We start from the raw sequence: 13,543 nt of genomic DNA on the forward strand, positions 1-13,543 counted from the left end.
TGGGCGCCCGCCCCGATGAGCGCGGAGTTGACGCCGATGCGGTGTCCCAGCACCGCGTCTTCGCAGAGGATCGCGTTGGTCACTTCGCAGTTGAAGCCGACCCGGACGCCGGCGCAGAGCACCGCGCCCTTCCGGATGCTGCTGAATTCGTGCACCACTGCGCCCTCCCCGATCAGCACGTCGTCGCCGATCTGGGCAGTGGGGTGAATGACCGCGCTCGGGTGAATGCGGTCGGCGACTTCTGCGAGGGCCTGGCGGTGCAGCTCGGCACGCTGGGCCAGGAAGTGCGCGAGGTCCCATTCGGCCAGGCGTCCGTACGGCGTTGACGCGAGCTCACCGCGCTTCGGTGAGGTGATGTAGTCGCCCAGCATCAACTGGTTCATGCTCGATCCTCCTGCGATGTACGTGCGACAGATGGTGTGGTCCGCCCGCACCGCGCCGTCCGGTTGTGCCATGGCGGGCACAGCCGGAGAACGGCACGGTGCGGCGCGATCAGCTGGCGGCAGCCGACTCCCGCAGCCAGGTGGGGATCGCCGCGGGCGTCTCCTTGATCCACTGCGCGTAGCGGTCCACTCCGTCCGCCACGCCCACCTGCGGACGCCACTTCAGGATCTGCCGCATCCGCTTCACCGCGGCAAAGCCGCCCATCGGATCGCCGGGCGGCATCGGGGTCTCGCGCACCTCGGTCTGGGGGAAGTGCTGGCGCACCAGCTCAGCGACTTCCCGGATGGACGTCGGGATGCCCGTGCCGACGTTGAACGTCGCCCGGTGCGCATCAGGGGCGACCAGAGCGCGCACAGTGGCTTCTGCGACGTCGTCCACGTGGACGAAGTCGCGAACCTGGCGGCCACCGCCGTTCAGCTCCAGTGGCAACCCGAGCGCGGCCCGGGTCGCGAACCACGCCACCACCCATGAATGGCTGCGTGGCTTGACGACCTGTGGCTCCCCGTAAACGGAGAAGTACCGCACCGTGCTGTGCGAGACGCCCACGGCGTCCAACGTGAGAGCGGTCTGGGCCTCGCCCCACGCCTTGGTGTTGGCGTAGGCGCTCACCGGATCAAGGGGGGTCACCTGCTCGTCGAACACCGGGGGCAACGGCCCGTAGACGGCTTCCAACGCAGCATGGTAGGCGCGTGCCTCGGGGGACTGCGGTTCGCATCCGTGGCCATAGACGCTCGCGGAGGAGACGAACACCGTCCTTTGCACCTGGTTCGCAGCGCCGGCGACAGCGTCGAGCACCGACTGTGTGCCGAGCACATTGGTGCTGATCGCGGAAGAGGGCTGCCGGGTACACGCGGCAACGTCGGCCAGCGCTGCGGCATGGATCACGAAGTCGCAGTCCGTGACCACCTCCCGCACGAGGGCGGAATCTGTGATGTCGCCGATCACCAGGTGAGGTCCGCCCACCTCGATGCCGAACAGGCCCTCGTAGACCTCACGGGGGTAGGCGTCGAGTGTGCACAACGCCACCGGCTTCGCCCCGAGCGATCTGAGACGAGCGGTGATGCGACTGCCGATCAGGCCAGCACCGCCGGTGACCAGCACCTTGGCTCCTGCCAAGGCGGTCTGCACGTCGTATGCCGCCTCTTCGGCATCGCGTTCGGTGGGACGTGGACGATCCGATAACGCTCTGCGAGAGGTCGCTTCCATCGTGTCCTCGTTTCTCGGGTATCTACGGCTGAGGCAGCATTCGGGCACCGCCCTCCGCCGGCCGGCGGGCTGCCACCGGCGGAGGGCGGTGCCACCGTGCGCGCCGGACTCTTTGGCCTGCGGCGAGCACGGGAATTGGGAGACGTCCGGGCACCAGGGGGCCGCGGCCGGGGCGCCCGCTCCTCGCACCACAAGCAAGGTGATGTGCCTCGGAGCGAGGTCGCGCCCTTCCTTGAGTTCTCCCGGACGGTCCCCGCTACGGGGGCGCGGTGCTTCAGGAGCGGAGGACGCCCGGCGAGAAGTTGGACCCCGCCCCGCGTCCTATGCCACATCGCGGGGAGGTCGTGCCCGGCGGCAGGCCGGGGGCGGAAGTCTGGTGAGCTGCGATGGTGACGCTTCGAGAACACCATCAGTACGACGGCCGTGGTGGTCGACTAGCAGGACGTGCAAACGCCTTGCAGGATCTGCAAGGGGCGCTCTTGCGGGCTGTCAGCCCGGGGCATGCAAATCGGTCAGCTCGTGCCCCAGCTTCAGGCTGGGTGGTGCACCCGCCCGCCATCGGTCCGTCACGTCCGTTGGCGGGCGGGCGTTTGAGCGGGCCGGCCGTGGGCTTCTCCAGAAGCACGGCCGGGGCGCGGTCAGGCGCCGCCTCCTCCTCCGCGGGATGGTCTCGGGGCCTTCGTGCACGGGCACGGCGGTCCTCATGACCAGGAGGAAGCCCCAGTCTCGGTACCGCGGGCCGGTTACGGCCGGCCACGCGGAGGTTTGACGGTCAGGCGTCTGCGGGCTGGTCCTTCTGCCGGGACCTGTACGCGGCGTTCATGACCTCGTGGAAGTCCTCCCCGGGCTTATCGCCCGATGCCTCCTGCTCACGGAAGCTGCCGAATCGGGCCCAGTACTTCCGGCAGTGCTCTCGACCCATGAGGTACTCGGCCATGTAAGAGAGCCGCTGCCCGCGGGCGATGCCCAGACGGTGACGCAGACCGAGGGCAGCGATCTGCTGGTTGGCATTCAGGAGCTCCACGTACTGCTCGGGGGTAAGAACCTCCTCCTTGGGGTCAAGGGCCTCGGGAGCCCACAACGCGGCGAGGTGGGGGTTGCTGGTCAGGTGGGTCAGGTAGTCCTGGTGGATGCGAGCCACGGCGATATCGAGGTGCTGGCGGTGGTGCCGTTCCCGCTGTGCGATCTGGACGGCTCCAACGGCTCCAACGGCGACGAGACCGAGGACGGCGTGCGAGGTCTTCATTGGGTGCCTTTCGTTGTGATGAGCGTCTGCGCCTGGTCGACCTGTACGACGGCGCGGAGCAGGCTCTGTACAAGGCGGGCCAAATTCTGTGCCCGTTGCGCGGCCGACCGCGGGGAAGCGCTCCCCTCCAGCGGCCGGAGGTAAAGACGCCGGGACGCCTCGCCGAGCGTGGCCTGTGCACGGACGGCCACCTCCGAGTCGGCAAGGATGTCGAGACACTGCGTGCGCAGGTCTTCGACGATGCCCCGGCCGTAGCTGGTCAACTCCTGGGCCATGCTCAGCGCGTCCTCGACCGCAGGGAGGCCGGCGCCGTGCACATCCCAGGACAGCGCCGTCTTGACGAGGGCCAGGATTTCGTCCGTGTCGAGGGCCTTGGTCGTCAGCGCAGCCATTTGATCACCTGGTCCGCGGTCAGGATCTGGTACTTCCACGCCTGTGTGATGGCGTGCGCGCGGTTCCGGGCTTGCAGATTGGCCAGCAGCTCACGGCCGTTCTGACGGATGACGTCGACCTCCCGTTTGAGGTCGGTGGCCATCTGCATGGCCGTCATCTCGCGTGCGATGAGCGGCACAAGGTCACGCTGTTCACGGGGCAGATACAGCGCCGCGGGGTCCAGCAGCTTCGGCCGGTCGATGGACGCGGTGGCGTAAGCGATAGCGAGCGCGGCCGCCGTCTCGCTCACGCCGTTCAGCTTCCGCTTCGCGAGCTTGAGGTAGCCCGCGGCGGTGCCCTCTCGGATCTTGAGGCTCTGCGCGACCGCGGCGAGCATGCTGCCGTCGGCCAGTCCTTCAAGGACCTGTCGCTCCCGGGGAGCCAGGATGACCTTCGCTATAGTCCTGGTCATCAAGCCGCCTCCACCTTTGCACGGCGCCATGCCGGGGCGATGGCCCGCCCGTCCGGCAGCAGTTCGCCGGTGTCTTCGAAGAGCAGGACGCCGTTGCAGAGCAGGCTCCAGCCCTGCTCCGGGTGGTGCACTGTGACGTGCGCGGCCTCCCGATCGGCAGATTCGGGCGGCGGACACTGGGGCTGGTGCTGGCACATGAAGATCTCCGGAATCGGGGTGCAGTGGCGCCTTCGAGATGTGCGGGGTTGTCGCTGCCGGCCGATCCGCTTCAGGACAGGTTGAGGCGGGGCCGGCCGGCAGCGCGGGCACCCAGGGTGGGGGTGCCGGTCAGATTCCTCGCCGCTGCCGATCGTCCACCGGCCTCGGGAGGAAGCAAAGTGCCGTCGTCTCCACCGAAGGCGACGGTTCGTCGTCTGGCTGATCGCCAGGAGGCGGCGCGCCGAGTGAAGGAGGAGGCACAGCCGCTGGCGCGCTGTGTAACTGTGGCTGGGGTGGGTGCCGTTGATAAGGGACCGAGCGTGGGCGACCACAGTCATGGTCAGCGGACACTGCCTGCCGCGTGCCGTGCAGGGCGGTAGGAGGTTGCCGATCACCGCCTCCACTGCGGGTACGTGACGGCTGGCGCAGACCCCGGCGTCACCACCGTTCAAGCACTCGGCCGCCTTGAGGATCACCTGGCGGGCGTCTTCGCGAAGAATCGCAAGCTCATCGCCGGGCTCATCACCCCACACCGCAGCGGTAACGGCCTCCAGCAGCGTCATCCGGGTCATCAGGCTTCACCGGCCAATTCGTCGGCCAGGTAGTCGAACAGGTCCTCGTCGATTACGCCTTGGTCGATGATGTCCTGAGCGGCCAGGGCGACTCGCCGTAGGTGACCCAGCCCCTCATCGCCTCCTGCCGGCAGCGCTTCCGCCATCGCCTTACAGGAGCGGATGACCGCAGTGGCGACCTCGCCCTGGGGCTGGTCCCTCGTTTCCCGCATCACGATGTCCACGAGCTGGGCAACTGCACTGCGCAGCCGGAGAGACAGCGGAGTGATCTCATTGGCGGCCGGCACGCGTTCACCAAGCGCTGCATCGATGTCGTCCTCGACATGAGCAAGGGCGACCCTGTCGGTCTCCACGGATTCCTTGAGCCCGGCCACGAACCTCTCGATGAAGGCTCGGTCACCGGGCAGGGTGGCTTTCTCCACAGCGTCGTCTCGCGAGGGCATCCGCCGCGCGAGGCCGGTTGCCACATTCATCGGTTCCTCCGCGGGGCGGGGGCGGTGGGGATCGTGAAAATGCACCAGGTCCTGGTTCCGTCGGGCGTCACACCGCACAGGGTGGAGAGCGTGCTGACGATGAACATGCCGCGGCCGTTCTCGTCGTACGGGTCCGCTGTGCTGATGAGCGCCGGCTCGGGGGAGCCGTCCTCTACTTCGAGCACGAGTACGTCGGCGGCAAGGAGGAACCGGAAGGCGACCCGGGCACCCGTCCCATGCAGTAGCGCGTTGGTGATGAGCTCGCTGATCGCGAGTTCGGCGTCGTCGACCAGGCCGGGGAGGCCCCAGTGGCGCAACTTGGCCGTGCTGATCCGGCGGAGGCGGCCGACCCACTGGCCCTCGTGCGCGGCGATGGAGTACCCCTCGGGCCTGGGGTCACGCTTGATGCTGAGGGTCAGGTCGTCTCTTACGACTTCGGAGGCAAGCCCCAGATCCTCGATGGTTCCGACGATCATCGCGGTGCCCCCTGCCTGCAAGCCGGCCCGCGTCGACCGGTCGGCCGCCTCATAGCGGCACCACGTTCTCGGCGTGCACCAGGGCGATGAAGCCACCGCTGTGCATAGCGAACCAGTTCAGTTCGGTTTCGTACTCGTTGGACCGCGGGCTGATGGCAGCCCGGGTCAGTGCCACGACTCCGTCGGCAAAACCGCTCGTGACGTGCTGCTTTATCTGCAACCAGCCGAGGCGGTCTTCGGGTGCGGTCAAACTGAGGCAGTCGGTGAAGGTCTGATCACGACCGACCTGCCACCCCATCCGCTCCGCGAACTCGCGGGCCGCGCTTAGGGATCGGTCCGGGCTCTGCCCGTTCATCGTGCGGGCGTACAGGGCGATCCGAGGATCGCGACCGCAGACCCTCAACGCTTCGAGCCGCCGCTCCATCTGCTCCCTGCGGAGCTTCATGAGCTGAATGTCCCGGTCCGGTGTGACGCGCGGGATGTTGGGGCGTAACCACCGGTTGAACTCGTTATCGCGGTCCATCCAGTCGGTAGGGGCGCTGGATGCGCGGGTGGTGCTCTGGCTCGTCATCAGCGGCCTCGGCTTCGTCGGAGGGACAGCGGAGGTCCGCCCCCACGGGGGAGGGAGGGCGGACCTCTGCCGGGCCAGCGACCCGGCCCGAGCGACGGCAGCCGTAACTGTGCGTCATAAATGATCATGACCTGATGGGTAGTCACGTCTGCTGCGGCTACAGCTTGCGCCTTTTTCGCCTCCGCGCGCAACTCTTTCGCCGAGAATGCAAAAAGGCGTGAACACCCGTGCGCATGGCCAACGTTGACGCTGGCGTGTCAGACTGCGCCTATGACGCAGAAGAGAGCGACGCCGTCAGTCAAGAGGCGACGCGTGGGTGGCCAACTGCGCCGGTGGCGCGAGGCGGCTGGGATGCCATCAGGCGATGCTGCGCGAACCCTGGGGTGGAGCCAGGCACGCTTCTCCCGTGCCGAGCGCGGTTACTACCGCATCGGGCGCAACCAGGTGAAAAGCCTGTGCGCCGAGATCGGCATCGACGATCCGGAGGGTGTGGAAGAGGTCGCCCGCGTCGCTGAGGAACCGACCGGTAAGGGCTGGTGGGCGTCGTATTCCGACGAAGTCAGCGAGGCGTACCTGGAAATCGTTGAGCTGGAGGCGGAGGCCGAGACCATCCGCATCACTCACCCGAAGGTGGTCCCAGGGCTGCTCCAGTCGCCCGGCTATGTCAGGGAGATGCATACGAGTGCGCGGTCGAACAAGCCGGAGTCGCTGATCGCCATTCGCTTGAACCGTCAGGAAGTCCTCAGCCGCGCCAAGTTCCATGGGCTGATCCCTGAGTCCGCCTTCCATGCCCAGTTCGAGTCTGGTCCCGGCATCATGAAGGATCAGCTCCGCAAGCTGATTGACACCTCCAACATGGAGAACGTCACCCTCCAGATCCTGCCGCTAACGGCGCACCCGTCCATCGGATCAAACGGAGCGATGACGATTCTCACGTTCCGTCACCCATGGACGCCTGTCGCCAGCATCGACAACCCGATGGGCGGCTCGCACACCTACGACCCGGCCCAGGTCGCATACCTGGAAGCCGAGTTCGACAACATCGCTTCTGCTGCGCTTTCCGTGGATGAATCACGGGATCTCCTCAACGAGTACCTGGAAGGACTGCACAAGTGACCACCAACAACGGACGTTCCCTCACTGCACCAGAGCTTGAGGGGGCCGTCTGGAAGAAGTCTTCCTACAGCGGAGACTCCCAGGGGCAGTGCGTCGAGGTCGCTGACCTGACGGCCGCGCCGTTCGCCGGCCAGCGAGGCATCAGGGACTCAAAGAATCCGGAGGGCCCCGCACTGCTCATCCCGAAGGGCTCGTTCGCGGACTTCGTGACGGCCGTGAAGGCGGGCGAGTTCGACATCTGATAGGCGTGGACATCCGTCGAGGCCCGGCTCCCCCATCCCATATCTGGGGGAGCCGGGCCTCGTCGTACTTCTGTACCCCATGGGCCAGGGCAGCGTACCCCGAGAGATCGCTTCGCTCCGTGGAATCGGAGGTCACGCCGGAAGGGACCGTTTGCAGGATGTGCAAACGGTGTACGCGCAGTGCTCCCGGGGTCCTACGGTGGTGGGTGCACGTACGTGTCGGGTCCTCGCGCGGGGAGAAGCCGGATGAACGCGGTTCGCCTCTGGGTGTCCGAAGAGGTTCGCTCTTGCGTGGCAAAACAAGATCCGGGCGGCTTGATCCGTCTCGGCCGTACGGAACTCGGTTGGCGCCTGGAAGACCTCGGTGCCCGCATCGGCTGCTCAGCCGCCACGGTTTCCCGGCTGGAGCGGCGAGGCCGGAACGCCGACTTCGAGCTGATCAAGAGTGCCGCCAAGGCTGTGGACATCCCGACACATGTCCTGGCTGCGTCTCTCGGCTTAACCAGCGTCCCACCGACTAGAGTTGATCCGGATGGGCCACGTTGTGCCGAGGAGGATGACCCGATGCGTCGCCGCACGTTGCTCACCGCCGCTGGTCTGGCGGTTCCCGCTTCCCTCTTGGTGGGGGTGAGCGACGCACTCGCAAGCGTTCCTGACCCCACCGGGTCACCCGTACCCCTCGACTCGCGGCTCGCTGCGGCCCGCGGGCTCTTCGACGCCGGCCAGAACTTTAAGCTGCTGCGTGCCCTGCCCGGCCTCCTCGCCGACGCGAACCACGCTGCCTCGGCCGCGCATGAGGAGATCGCGCTCGCCCGCCTTTCGACCGCCTACAGCCTGGCCAGCAGGGTGTTGACGAAGGTCGGCAACTACGGTGACTCGCGGCTCGCCGCGGACCGGGCGACGCTGTACGCGGAGTGGTCCGGATCGCCGCTCGCCGCTGCGGCTGCGGCCCGGGAGCTCAGCATCGTGCTCCGCCATCAGGACCAGCCGGCAGCAGCCGAACGGCACATCCTCGATGCCGTGGCCAAGGTGGAGGAGACCGGGCTGCACACGGACGCGCAGCGCTCGGCGTATGCGCAGATGCTGTGCACGACGTCGTACACCGCGGCCCGCGCCGGGCAGCGCGACCAGGCGCTCGCGATGATCCGAGAAGCCGCGCGGGCCGCCCACGACCTGCCCGTGGTAGCCCCCGAGGGGCGCCTGTTCCCCATTGCCCCGGCTGCCGTCGACCTGTACGCGGTCGGCGTCCACTGGGCCCTCGGAGACGCGGGTGCCGCACTCGAAGCCGGCCGCGGACTTCGTGAGGGGCAGTTCACGACCCCCGAGCGCAAGGGCCGGATGCACACCGACCTCGGGCGAGCGTGGTGGCAGTGGGGCAAGGCGGAGCAGACAGCCGCCGAGCTGCTGTCTGCGGCGCGCGTCTCCCCGGGCGAGGTCCGTGACCGGCCCGCAATCCGGAAGATCGTCACCGATCTCCGGTCCCGTCACCCGCGGGTTACGGGGGTGCGCGAGCTTGTGGCGGCTGTGGGCTCCGCAGCCTGACTCGCCCCCGCGCGGCGGATGCGCGGGGGCGGACTGGTCAGGCGGTCTCGGACGCTCCTGCGGCGCGGGCCCCCGCAACCGCTGCTCGGGCGGGGCCGCCGTACTGCGGGACCTTATCGAGCGGGTCGCTTGTCCCTACACCGTGGCGACGGTCATAGACCGTGTCGGCGGTGTGGGAGCCGTCCGCCCACCGGCCGGCCTTGTTGCGCTCGGCGAGCGGGACGCCCTTCTCGGCCATGTCGGTGTTCGCGCCGGCCCGCCAGGAGTGGGAGGTGACCTTCTTGCCGTCGATGTACGGCACCCCCGCCTGCTCGGCGAGGAGTTGAAGGCGCTCATTGAGCGAGCCCGGCCGCATACGGGTGCCGCGCTTCCGGGTCGCCGGGTAGGACCGAAGGCCGCCCTTCACTGTCAGGGCCCGGAAAAGCGGGTCGTCGGGACCATCAGCACCGAGCTGGCGGAGGACATCGAGCCACGCGCGGGCACGGCGCACGAGCTGAAGGTCTCCGCGGTCGTTGATGAAGCGGCCCGCCCCCTTCCCGGCCTGGTCGGTCTTGGACGTCGCCGTGGTGACGTGCAGGCCGGTGTCGTAGACCTTCACGCGCTTGATGAGCTGGTCGGCGAGTTCCATCTCCCGGTGAAGGTTGCTGTAGGCCAGGGCGGCGAGGAAGGCGTCTCGCTTCCCGATGTTGGTGGACTCATCGATCACCGCGATGATCCGCACGTTGTACTCGATCGTGACGGCCGCGGCGCGCTCGACCTCCCCGCCGGCATTCGTCCAGTCCTTCTTCCAGGCGCGCAGGCGGCCCTTGACGCGGCTGGGGTCGGGCCGGTAGTCCAACGGCTGCCAGTTCCAGATGCGGGACATGTACTGACCGACGCTGTCCGGTTTGAACTCCCCTGCCTTACCTCTCCGGATCAGGTGGAGCCCGTAGGAGGTGTACGTCGCGGTCGTGCACGGGTACGGCAGCCGCGGCGGGTCCTGGGTGGCGCACCACGCCGTGAAGGCGCGGATAGTGGACTTGCGGTTGGTGTCGGTGTTCTCGGCGAGGTCGGGTTCGGCGAGGTCGGCCATGTCCTCGTCGGACAGCCGGAAGTCGGCGTCCCTCCAGGCGGGCTTCTGGCCGGCGAGCGGCGGCAGCTCGTTGGGCCCGAGCATGGTGTGTTGGGTGATCAGGTAGCGCGGGCCCGGCTCGGCCGCCACGGGACTCGGCCCGCTGCCGTGGACCAGCTCCGCCTGGACGACCTCGACCTCCGTGCTCACGTCTCCTCCGGCGGCTCGTACTCCGGGTGGTCGGGATGGTCGATGAAGGGGGCCGCGAACTTCCGCACCACGAGCGCCAGTTCGCTGGACAGCGGCTCACCGTGGTTGTCGCAGTGGTCGAGGAGATCGGCCAGCGCGTCCTTGGCGTCGAGGTCGTCCAGAGAGCGGCCGGGCTGGTTGCGCACGATGTGGAGCGCGACCTCGTGGTCGGCCCAGTGCCCGCGGCCGGTGAAGATCGGCGCGATGACCCTGCCACCCGCCTCGACACCGAAGCGTTCGGCGCCGGCGTCGGTGAGTTCCCACCATGGCGCTTCCACCCCGTCCAGGGCGAGCGCGGCGGACTCGGAGCGGCGGCGCTCCTCGGCGGTCCGGGCTCGCAAGAACGCGGCCCACTCCAACGCGGTTGCCCCATCACCGACCTTGGGTCGCTTGGGTCGCTCCTCGGCGTCGTCGTGCATCTCGGTCATCGCCGGGCCTCCGCGGGGAAGTCCGAGTGGTCCGCCCACCGCTTCGCCTCGTTGCGCATCCACTCCAGCTTGCGCACGGCGCCGACGATGTCCTGCTTCTCCATGCACGCCTCGGCGTACCCCAGCGCGTAGCCCAGGGACTCGTGGAACAGCGGGTCCACGACGGGCGTCTCCGCTGCCCGCGCCTTCAAAAAGGTGTGCAGAGCGGCGAGTTGGGCGCTCATGTCCGCGTACGCGTCGACGTTGGGGCGCTCTGGCGGGGAGAGCGGGGAGCCCGTGGCGGGGGCCGTGGTCGGCTCCGGCCGCCGGCCCTGGGGGCTGTATCCACGGCCGTTCACGCCTGCTGCTCCTGGTGGTTGAAGGGGTTGGTGCACTCCGGCGAGGGCTCACCGACGGGGGTGAGGCACGTGCGGCACAGGTCGATTCCGGGACCGCCGAGCGGTGTGGCCGCGGTGCCCTGCGGGTCGGTGTCCGCGATCCTGGTGCGGATGTCGGTCTTCCCGTCGCCACCGGGCAGATGCCCGCCGGTGATGACCCGGCCGAACGCCGCGATCCACTCGTCCGCGTCGGCCGGCGGCGGCATGGTGTTCGGCACCGGTTTCATGATCGCGTACATCTGGGCCGGGTGCTCGATGTGCCCGCGGTGGGCGAGGCGGTCGCCGGGCGGGACCGGCCGCTCCTGCCGGGCGACGCGCCCTTCGCGCTGCTCCGGTGCGGCCGGTCGCCAGGATGTCGGCGGATGCTCCCAGTCGCTCGCCCGGTCGGTGTTCATGCCCGTGCCCGTCGGCCGCTCCGTGCCGTCGTCGCGCCCGGTCTGCTCGTCCTCGCTCACGCGAGTCCCCCCTCCCCAGTAGGTACCGGCTATTCCAGGGAGAATACCCGGTAAGGCTGCCCTAACTGATCCTCAGTCACCCCACCCTATCGGTCACCAGCGACATCCCGCGACCGAAACGCGCAACGACGTAACTCACCCGTGGAACTACCCGATGACATAGGATGAGCACAGTTCATCGGGTGAGTTCTGTCGAAAGGATCAGGATGCGATTGGTGATCGAGGGCGGATCGGCCGCTTTCGAGGAGAAGCTGCTCGCACTCTTCGCCGAGCACCGCGACGAGCTGACCGTCGAGGCCGACCGAGAGTGGACCGTCGAACGCGCGAAGGACTTCGTCCGAATCGCCACGCCGCCCGTCCGCACCCTCCTCAACGACGTTCTGTGCGGCGGGGGATACCGCGCGGCCAGCGACCTGCGCGACATGGGCCGCGACCTTGCAGGCCCCTCCATCTCGCTGTCGAAAACGCTGACCAAGGGCGTAGTCGACGGCCTGTGGCCCAGCGGAATGCCCGCGCCCATCACTGCGGACTACGGCCGCAAGAAGCCCCAGAACAAGAAAGTCGAGGCGTACCGGATGGCGGCGGAACTCGTCCCCGTGTTCACCGCCGCAGTGGAAGGCTGACCCCATGCCCACGATTCCCTACACACACTGGGCCTCCTTCCCTGACCAGGCCAGCGCTCGGAGCTGCGCCGATGAACTGGCGGACTACGTCACTCGAATCCGCGAGGCTGAGGGCTCGCGATGGATGCTGCTGGCCGGCCGCGACGTCGAGACCGCCAGGTTGACCGAGCGGCACGCGGAGGTCGAGGCCATCGTTGTGCGCCACGGGGGCGACTACGACGGAGGAGAAGCCACCTACCTGGCAGGCAAGCCGGTGGTAGACCCGATGCTCACCGACGAGCCGGGCCCTGACCCCACTGAAGGGACATGACATGGACGACGAACAGAGCATCACCCTGTGGCGCTGTGAGGTCCACACCTCCGATTGGCGGGGGCCGACGTGCCGCCCGGACAGCCTCCTTCACCCCGAGCACGAGCGAGATGCACAGTGAACGACGACGACACCCTGAGCCAATTCGAGTTCGAAACCGACCCGTTCACCGCAGCGGAACTCGCGGCCATCACCGGCTACCGCAAGGCGATCAGCGGGATCAGCGACCTGCTGGAGGGCATCGAGCCGAAAGATCTCATTCGTCTGGGCCCCGGACTCGATGCGACGGGCGTGCGCTACCTGCTCGCCCAGATGGCCGACGGCCTGAACACGTGGTACCTCGCGCTGGACCAGGCGCTCGCCGAGATGCTGACGTGCACTGCCGAGTCGAGCAGGTACAGCCGGGCCGCCACACGGTTCCTGAAGTTCGAGTCGGCCGTCTACCACCAGACGCGGCAGGCGTTCGAGCACGCCGTCACGGTGTTCCTGCTGGGCCGGGATACCCGCCCGACCGGCAACTACCCCCCGGCGACCATCACCCTAAACCTGCCCATGCAGACCCTGGAAGGCCCGACCTGAACCGACGCTCGTAGGCCGCTGTCCTGCTATTTCATGCCCCAGCCCGTTGTACGAGCAGCGGCGGGCTGACAACGCTCCGAAGGAACCAGACACATGACGGACAATCTGCCGCACTACATCGACGACCCGCTGATGGGCGGCCCGCGCCGCGAGCACCGACTGATCCTCGAACCGGTCGCGACGGAGAAGACCCTGTTCGGCGCCGACTCCAAGCGGTTCGCCGCCGGCTGCAAGGCGGGGGACTGGATGGACCCACGCCACTACGACTACAACGGGCACGCCGAGGGCTTCGATCTGCACATGCAGGACGTCCAGGCGAAGGTGCACAAAGAGACCGAAGCCGCACAGGCCGGTGAGGATGAGCGCCCCGACGACAGCCCGGAGGCGTGAGGTGTTCCGTATCAGCGAGGCAGAGGCCAGCCGCTACCCCGGGCTCCGGGCACGTCTGGACGCTGCGCGGAAGCCGGTGCAGCTCCCCGCCCAGCCGCGGAAGCCTCGCGCGCCACGGAAAACTCCGGCCGCGGCCCCTTCTACGTACGTC

19 protein-coding genes and 1 pseudogene are annotated in these 13,543 nt (G+C 68.1%); 7 read left to right on the forward strand and 13 right to left on the reverse strand.

Going from position 1 to position 13,543, the window contains the following annotated elements; translation table 11 throughout:
• The 9 genes and pseudogenes from ACIGWZ_RS36785 to ACIGWZ_RS36825 all read right to left on the reverse strand — a co-directional run.
• Window positions 1-455 (reverse strand): annotated as a pseudogene (locus ACIGWZ_RS36785) (hypothetical protein); the annotation flags it as partial.
• A gap of 37 nt (window positions 456-492) precedes the next feature.
• Window positions 493-1,650, reverse strand: coding sequence for an NAD-dependent epimerase/dehydratase family protein (locus ACIGWZ_RS36790; RefSeq protein WP_400071947.1), 1,158 nt, complete (start codon window positions 1,648-1,650; stop codon window positions 493-495).
• 772 nt (window positions 1,651-2,422) lie between these two features.
• Window positions 2,423-2,896: a DUF6082 family protein gene (locus tag ACIGWZ_RS36795; RefSeq protein ID WP_400071949.1), complete on the reverse strand. Its 474-nt coding sequence runs from the start codon at window positions 2,894-2,896 to the stop codon at window positions 2,423-2,425.
• Window positions 2,893-3,288: a DUF6415 family natural product biosynthesis protein gene (locus tag ACIGWZ_RS36800; protein ID WP_400071951.1), complete on the reverse strand. Its 396-nt coding sequence runs from the start codon at window positions 3,286-3,288 to the stop codon at window positions 2,893-2,895. The genes ACIGWZ_RS36795 and ACIGWZ_RS36800 overlap by 4 nt, the downstream gene beginning before the upstream one ends.
• Window positions 3,276-3,740 (reverse strand): LuxR C-terminal-related transcriptional regulator, encoded by a 465-nt coding sequence (locus ACIGWZ_RS36805; RefSeq protein WP_400071952.1) that lies wholly within the window; start codon window positions 3,738-3,740, stop codon window positions 3,276-3,278. Before ACIGWZ_RS36805 ends, ACIGWZ_RS36800 begins: the two co-directional genes overlap by 13 nt.
• The gene (locus tag ACIGWZ_RS36810; RefSeq protein WP_400071954.1) at window positions 3,740-3,937 is read right to left on the reverse strand and encodes a DUF5999 family protein; all 198 of its coding nucleotides are present in this window, start codon (window positions 3,935-3,937) and stop codon (window positions 3,740-3,742) included. Before ACIGWZ_RS36810 ends, ACIGWZ_RS36805 begins: the two co-directional genes overlap by 1 nt.
• A gap of 572 nt (window positions 3,938-4,509) precedes the next feature.
• Complete coding sequence (locus tag ACIGWZ_RS36815) at window positions 4,510-4,983, reverse strand: DUF6415 family natural product biosynthesis protein (RefSeq protein WP_400071957.1); 474 nt, start codon at window positions 4,981-4,983, stop codon at window positions 4,510-4,512.
• Entirely contained in the window at window positions 4,980-5,459 is a 480-nt protein-coding gene (locus ACIGWZ_RS36820; protein WP_400071959.1) for an ATP-binding protein, read from the reverse strand. The genes ACIGWZ_RS36815 and ACIGWZ_RS36820 overlap by 4 nt, the downstream gene beginning before the upstream one ends.
• Window positions 5,460-5,508: 49 nt before the next feature.
• The gene (locus tag ACIGWZ_RS36825) at window positions 5,509-6,030 is read right to left on the reverse strand and encodes a hypothetical protein (protein WP_400071961.1); all 522 of its coding nucleotides are present in this window, start codon (window positions 6,028-6,030) and stop codon (window positions 5,509-5,511) included.
• A 270-nt stretch (window positions 6,031-6,300) separates the two neighbouring features.
• Here ACIGWZ_RS36825 and ACIGWZ_RS36830 point away from each other — a divergent pair, with 270 nt between their 5' ends.
• The 3 genes from ACIGWZ_RS36830 to ACIGWZ_RS36840 all read left to right on the forward strand — a co-directional run bounded on the left by ACIGWZ_RS36830 (window position 6,301) and on the right by ACIGWZ_RS36840 (window position 8,930).
• The gene (locus tag ACIGWZ_RS36830) at window positions 6,301-7,146 is read left to right on the forward strand and encodes a helix-turn-helix domain-containing protein (protein WP_400071963.1); all 846 of its coding nucleotides are present in this window, start codon (window positions 6,301-6,303) and stop codon (window positions 7,144-7,146) included.
• Window positions 7,143-7,388, forward strand: a complete 246-nt coding sequence (locus tag ACIGWZ_RS36835; protein ID WP_400071965.1) for a DUF397 domain-containing protein — start codon at window positions 7,143-7,145, stop codon at window positions 7,386-7,388. Before ACIGWZ_RS36830 ends, ACIGWZ_RS36835 begins: the two co-directional genes overlap by 4 nt.
• Before the next feature lie 246 nt (window positions 7,389-7,634).
• Entirely contained in the window at window positions 7,635-8,930 is a 1,296-nt protein-coding gene (locus ACIGWZ_RS36840; RefSeq protein ID WP_400071967.1) for a helix-turn-helix domain-containing protein, read from the forward strand.
• A gap of 37 nt (window positions 8,931-8,967) precedes the next feature.
• Here the strand turns inward: ACIGWZ_RS36840 and ACIGWZ_RS36845 are convergent, their stop codons facing one another.
• The 4 genes from ACIGWZ_RS36845 to ACIGWZ_RS36860 are packed head-to-tail and all read right to left on the reverse strand — an operon-like array spanning window position 8,968 to window position 11,490.
• Complete coding sequence (locus ACIGWZ_RS36845) at window positions 8,968-10,191, reverse strand: hypothetical protein (RefSeq protein ID WP_400071969.1); 1,224 nt, start codon at window positions 10,189-10,191, stop codon at window positions 8,968-8,970.
• Window positions 10,188-10,658, reverse strand: a complete 471-nt coding sequence (locus ACIGWZ_RS36850) for a DUF6221 family protein (RefSeq protein ID WP_400071971.1) — start codon at window positions 10,656-10,658, stop codon at window positions 10,188-10,190. Before ACIGWZ_RS36850 ends, ACIGWZ_RS36845 begins: the two co-directional genes overlap by 4 nt.
• Window positions 10,655-10,996, reverse strand: coding sequence for a hypothetical protein (locus ACIGWZ_RS36855; protein WP_400071972.1), 342 nt, complete (start codon window positions 10,994-10,996; stop codon window positions 10,655-10,657). Before ACIGWZ_RS36855 ends, ACIGWZ_RS36850 begins: the two co-directional genes overlap by 4 nt.
• A complete protein-coding gene (locus ACIGWZ_RS36860) occupies window positions 10,993-11,490 on the reverse strand; it encodes a hypothetical protein (RefSeq protein ID WP_400071974.1) in 498 nt (165 codons plus the stop codon). Before ACIGWZ_RS36860 ends, ACIGWZ_RS36855 begins: the two co-directional genes overlap by 4 nt.
• Before the next feature lie 206 nt (window positions 11,491-11,696).
• Here ACIGWZ_RS36860 and ACIGWZ_RS36865 point away from each other — a divergent pair, with 206 nt between their 5' ends.
• From ACIGWZ_RS36865 to ACIGWZ_RS36880, 4 genes are all read left to right on the forward strand, one after another.
• Window positions 11,697-12,113 carry a hypothetical protein gene (locus ACIGWZ_RS36865; protein ID WP_400071976.1) on the forward strand — a complete coding sequence of 139 codons (417 nt, stop codon included), beginning with the start codon at window positions 11,697-11,699 and terminating at the stop codon, window positions 12,111-12,113.
• 4 nt (window positions 12,114-12,117) lie between these two features.
• Complete coding sequence (locus tag ACIGWZ_RS36870) at window positions 12,118-12,423, forward strand: ribonuclease E inhibitor RraB (RefSeq protein WP_400071978.1); 306 nt, start codon at window positions 12,118-12,120, stop codon at window positions 12,421-12,423.
• A 117-nt stretch (window positions 12,424-12,540) separates the two neighbouring features.
• The gene (locus ACIGWZ_RS36875; protein ID WP_400071980.1) at window positions 12,541-13,002 is read left to right on the forward strand and encodes a hypothetical protein; all 462 of its coding nucleotides are present in this window, start codon (window positions 12,541-12,543) and stop codon (window positions 13,000-13,002) included.
• A 93-nt stretch (window positions 13,003-13,095) separates the two neighbouring features.
• Window positions 13,096-13,392 (forward strand): hypothetical protein, encoded by a 297-nt coding sequence (locus ACIGWZ_RS36880; RefSeq protein WP_400071982.1) that lies wholly within the window; start codon window positions 13,096-13,098, stop codon window positions 13,390-13,392.
• The last annotated feature ends 151 nt before the right edge of the window (window positions 13,393-13,543 follow it).

Source organism: Streptomyces sp. NPDC053427 (assembly GCF_044544985.1).
In the GTDB taxonomy this organism is placed as follows: domain Bacteria; phylum Actinomycetota; class Actinomycetes; order Streptomycetales; family Streptomycetaceae; genus Streptomyces.

Excerpts from the sequence above, each read along its gene's own strand:
- ACIGWZ_RS36790 (WP_400071947.1), bottom strand. The coding sequence starts at position 1,650 with ATGGAAGCGACCTCTCGCAGAGCGTTATCGGATCGTCCACGTCCCACC.
- ACIGWZ_RS36795 (WP_400071949.1), bottom strand. The coding sequence starts at position 2,896 with ATGAAGACCTCGCACGCCGTCCTCGGTCTCGTCGCCGTTGGAGCCGTT.
- ACIGWZ_RS36800 (WP_400071951.1), bottom strand. The coding sequence starts at position 3,288 with ATGGCTGCGCTGACGACCAAGGCCCTCGACACGGACGAAATCCTGGCC.
- ACIGWZ_RS36805 (WP_400071952.1), bottom strand. The coding sequence starts at position 3,740 with ATGACCAGGACTATAGCGAAGGTCATCCTGGCTCCCCGGGAGCGACAG.
- ACIGWZ_RS36810 (WP_400071954.1), bottom strand. The coding sequence starts at position 3,937 with ATGTGCCAGCACCAGCCCCAGTGTCCGCCGCCCGAATCTGCCGATCGG.
- ACIGWZ_RS36815 (WP_400071957.1), bottom strand. The coding sequence starts at position 4,983 with ATGAATGTGGCAACCGGCCTCGCGCGGCGGATGCCCTCGCGAGACGAC.
- ACIGWZ_RS36820 (WP_400071959.1), bottom strand. The coding sequence starts at position 5,459 with ATGATCGTCGGAACCATCGAGGATCTGGGGCTTGCCTCCGAAGTCGTA.
- ACIGWZ_RS36825 (WP_400071961.1), bottom strand. The coding sequence starts at position 6,030 with ATGACGAGCCAGAGCACCACCCGCGCATCCAGCGCCCCTACCGACTGG.
- ACIGWZ_RS36830 (WP_400071963.1), top strand. The coding sequence starts at position 6,301 with ATGACGCAGAAGAGAGCGACGCCGTCAGTCAAGAGGCGACGCGTGGGT.
- ACIGWZ_RS36840 (WP_400071967.1), top strand. The coding sequence starts at position 7,635 with ATGAACGCGGTTCGCCTCTGGGTGTCCGAAGAGGTTCGCTCTTGCGTG.
- ACIGWZ_RS36850 (WP_400071971.1), bottom strand. The coding sequence starts at position 10,658 with ATGACCGAGATGCACGACGACGCCGAGGAGCGACCCAAGCGACCCAAG.
- ACIGWZ_RS36865 (WP_400071976.1), top strand. The coding sequence starts at position 11,697 with ATGCGATTGGTGATCGAGGGCGGATCGGCCGCTTTCGAGGAGAAGCTG.
- ACIGWZ_RS36870 (WP_400071978.1), top strand. The coding sequence starts at position 12,118 with ATGCCCACGATTCCCTACACACACTGGGCCTCCTTCCCTGACCAGGCC.
- ACIGWZ_RS36880 (WP_400071982.1), top strand. The coding sequence starts at position 13,096 with ATGACGGACAATCTGCCGCACTACATCGACGACCCGCTGATGGGCGGC.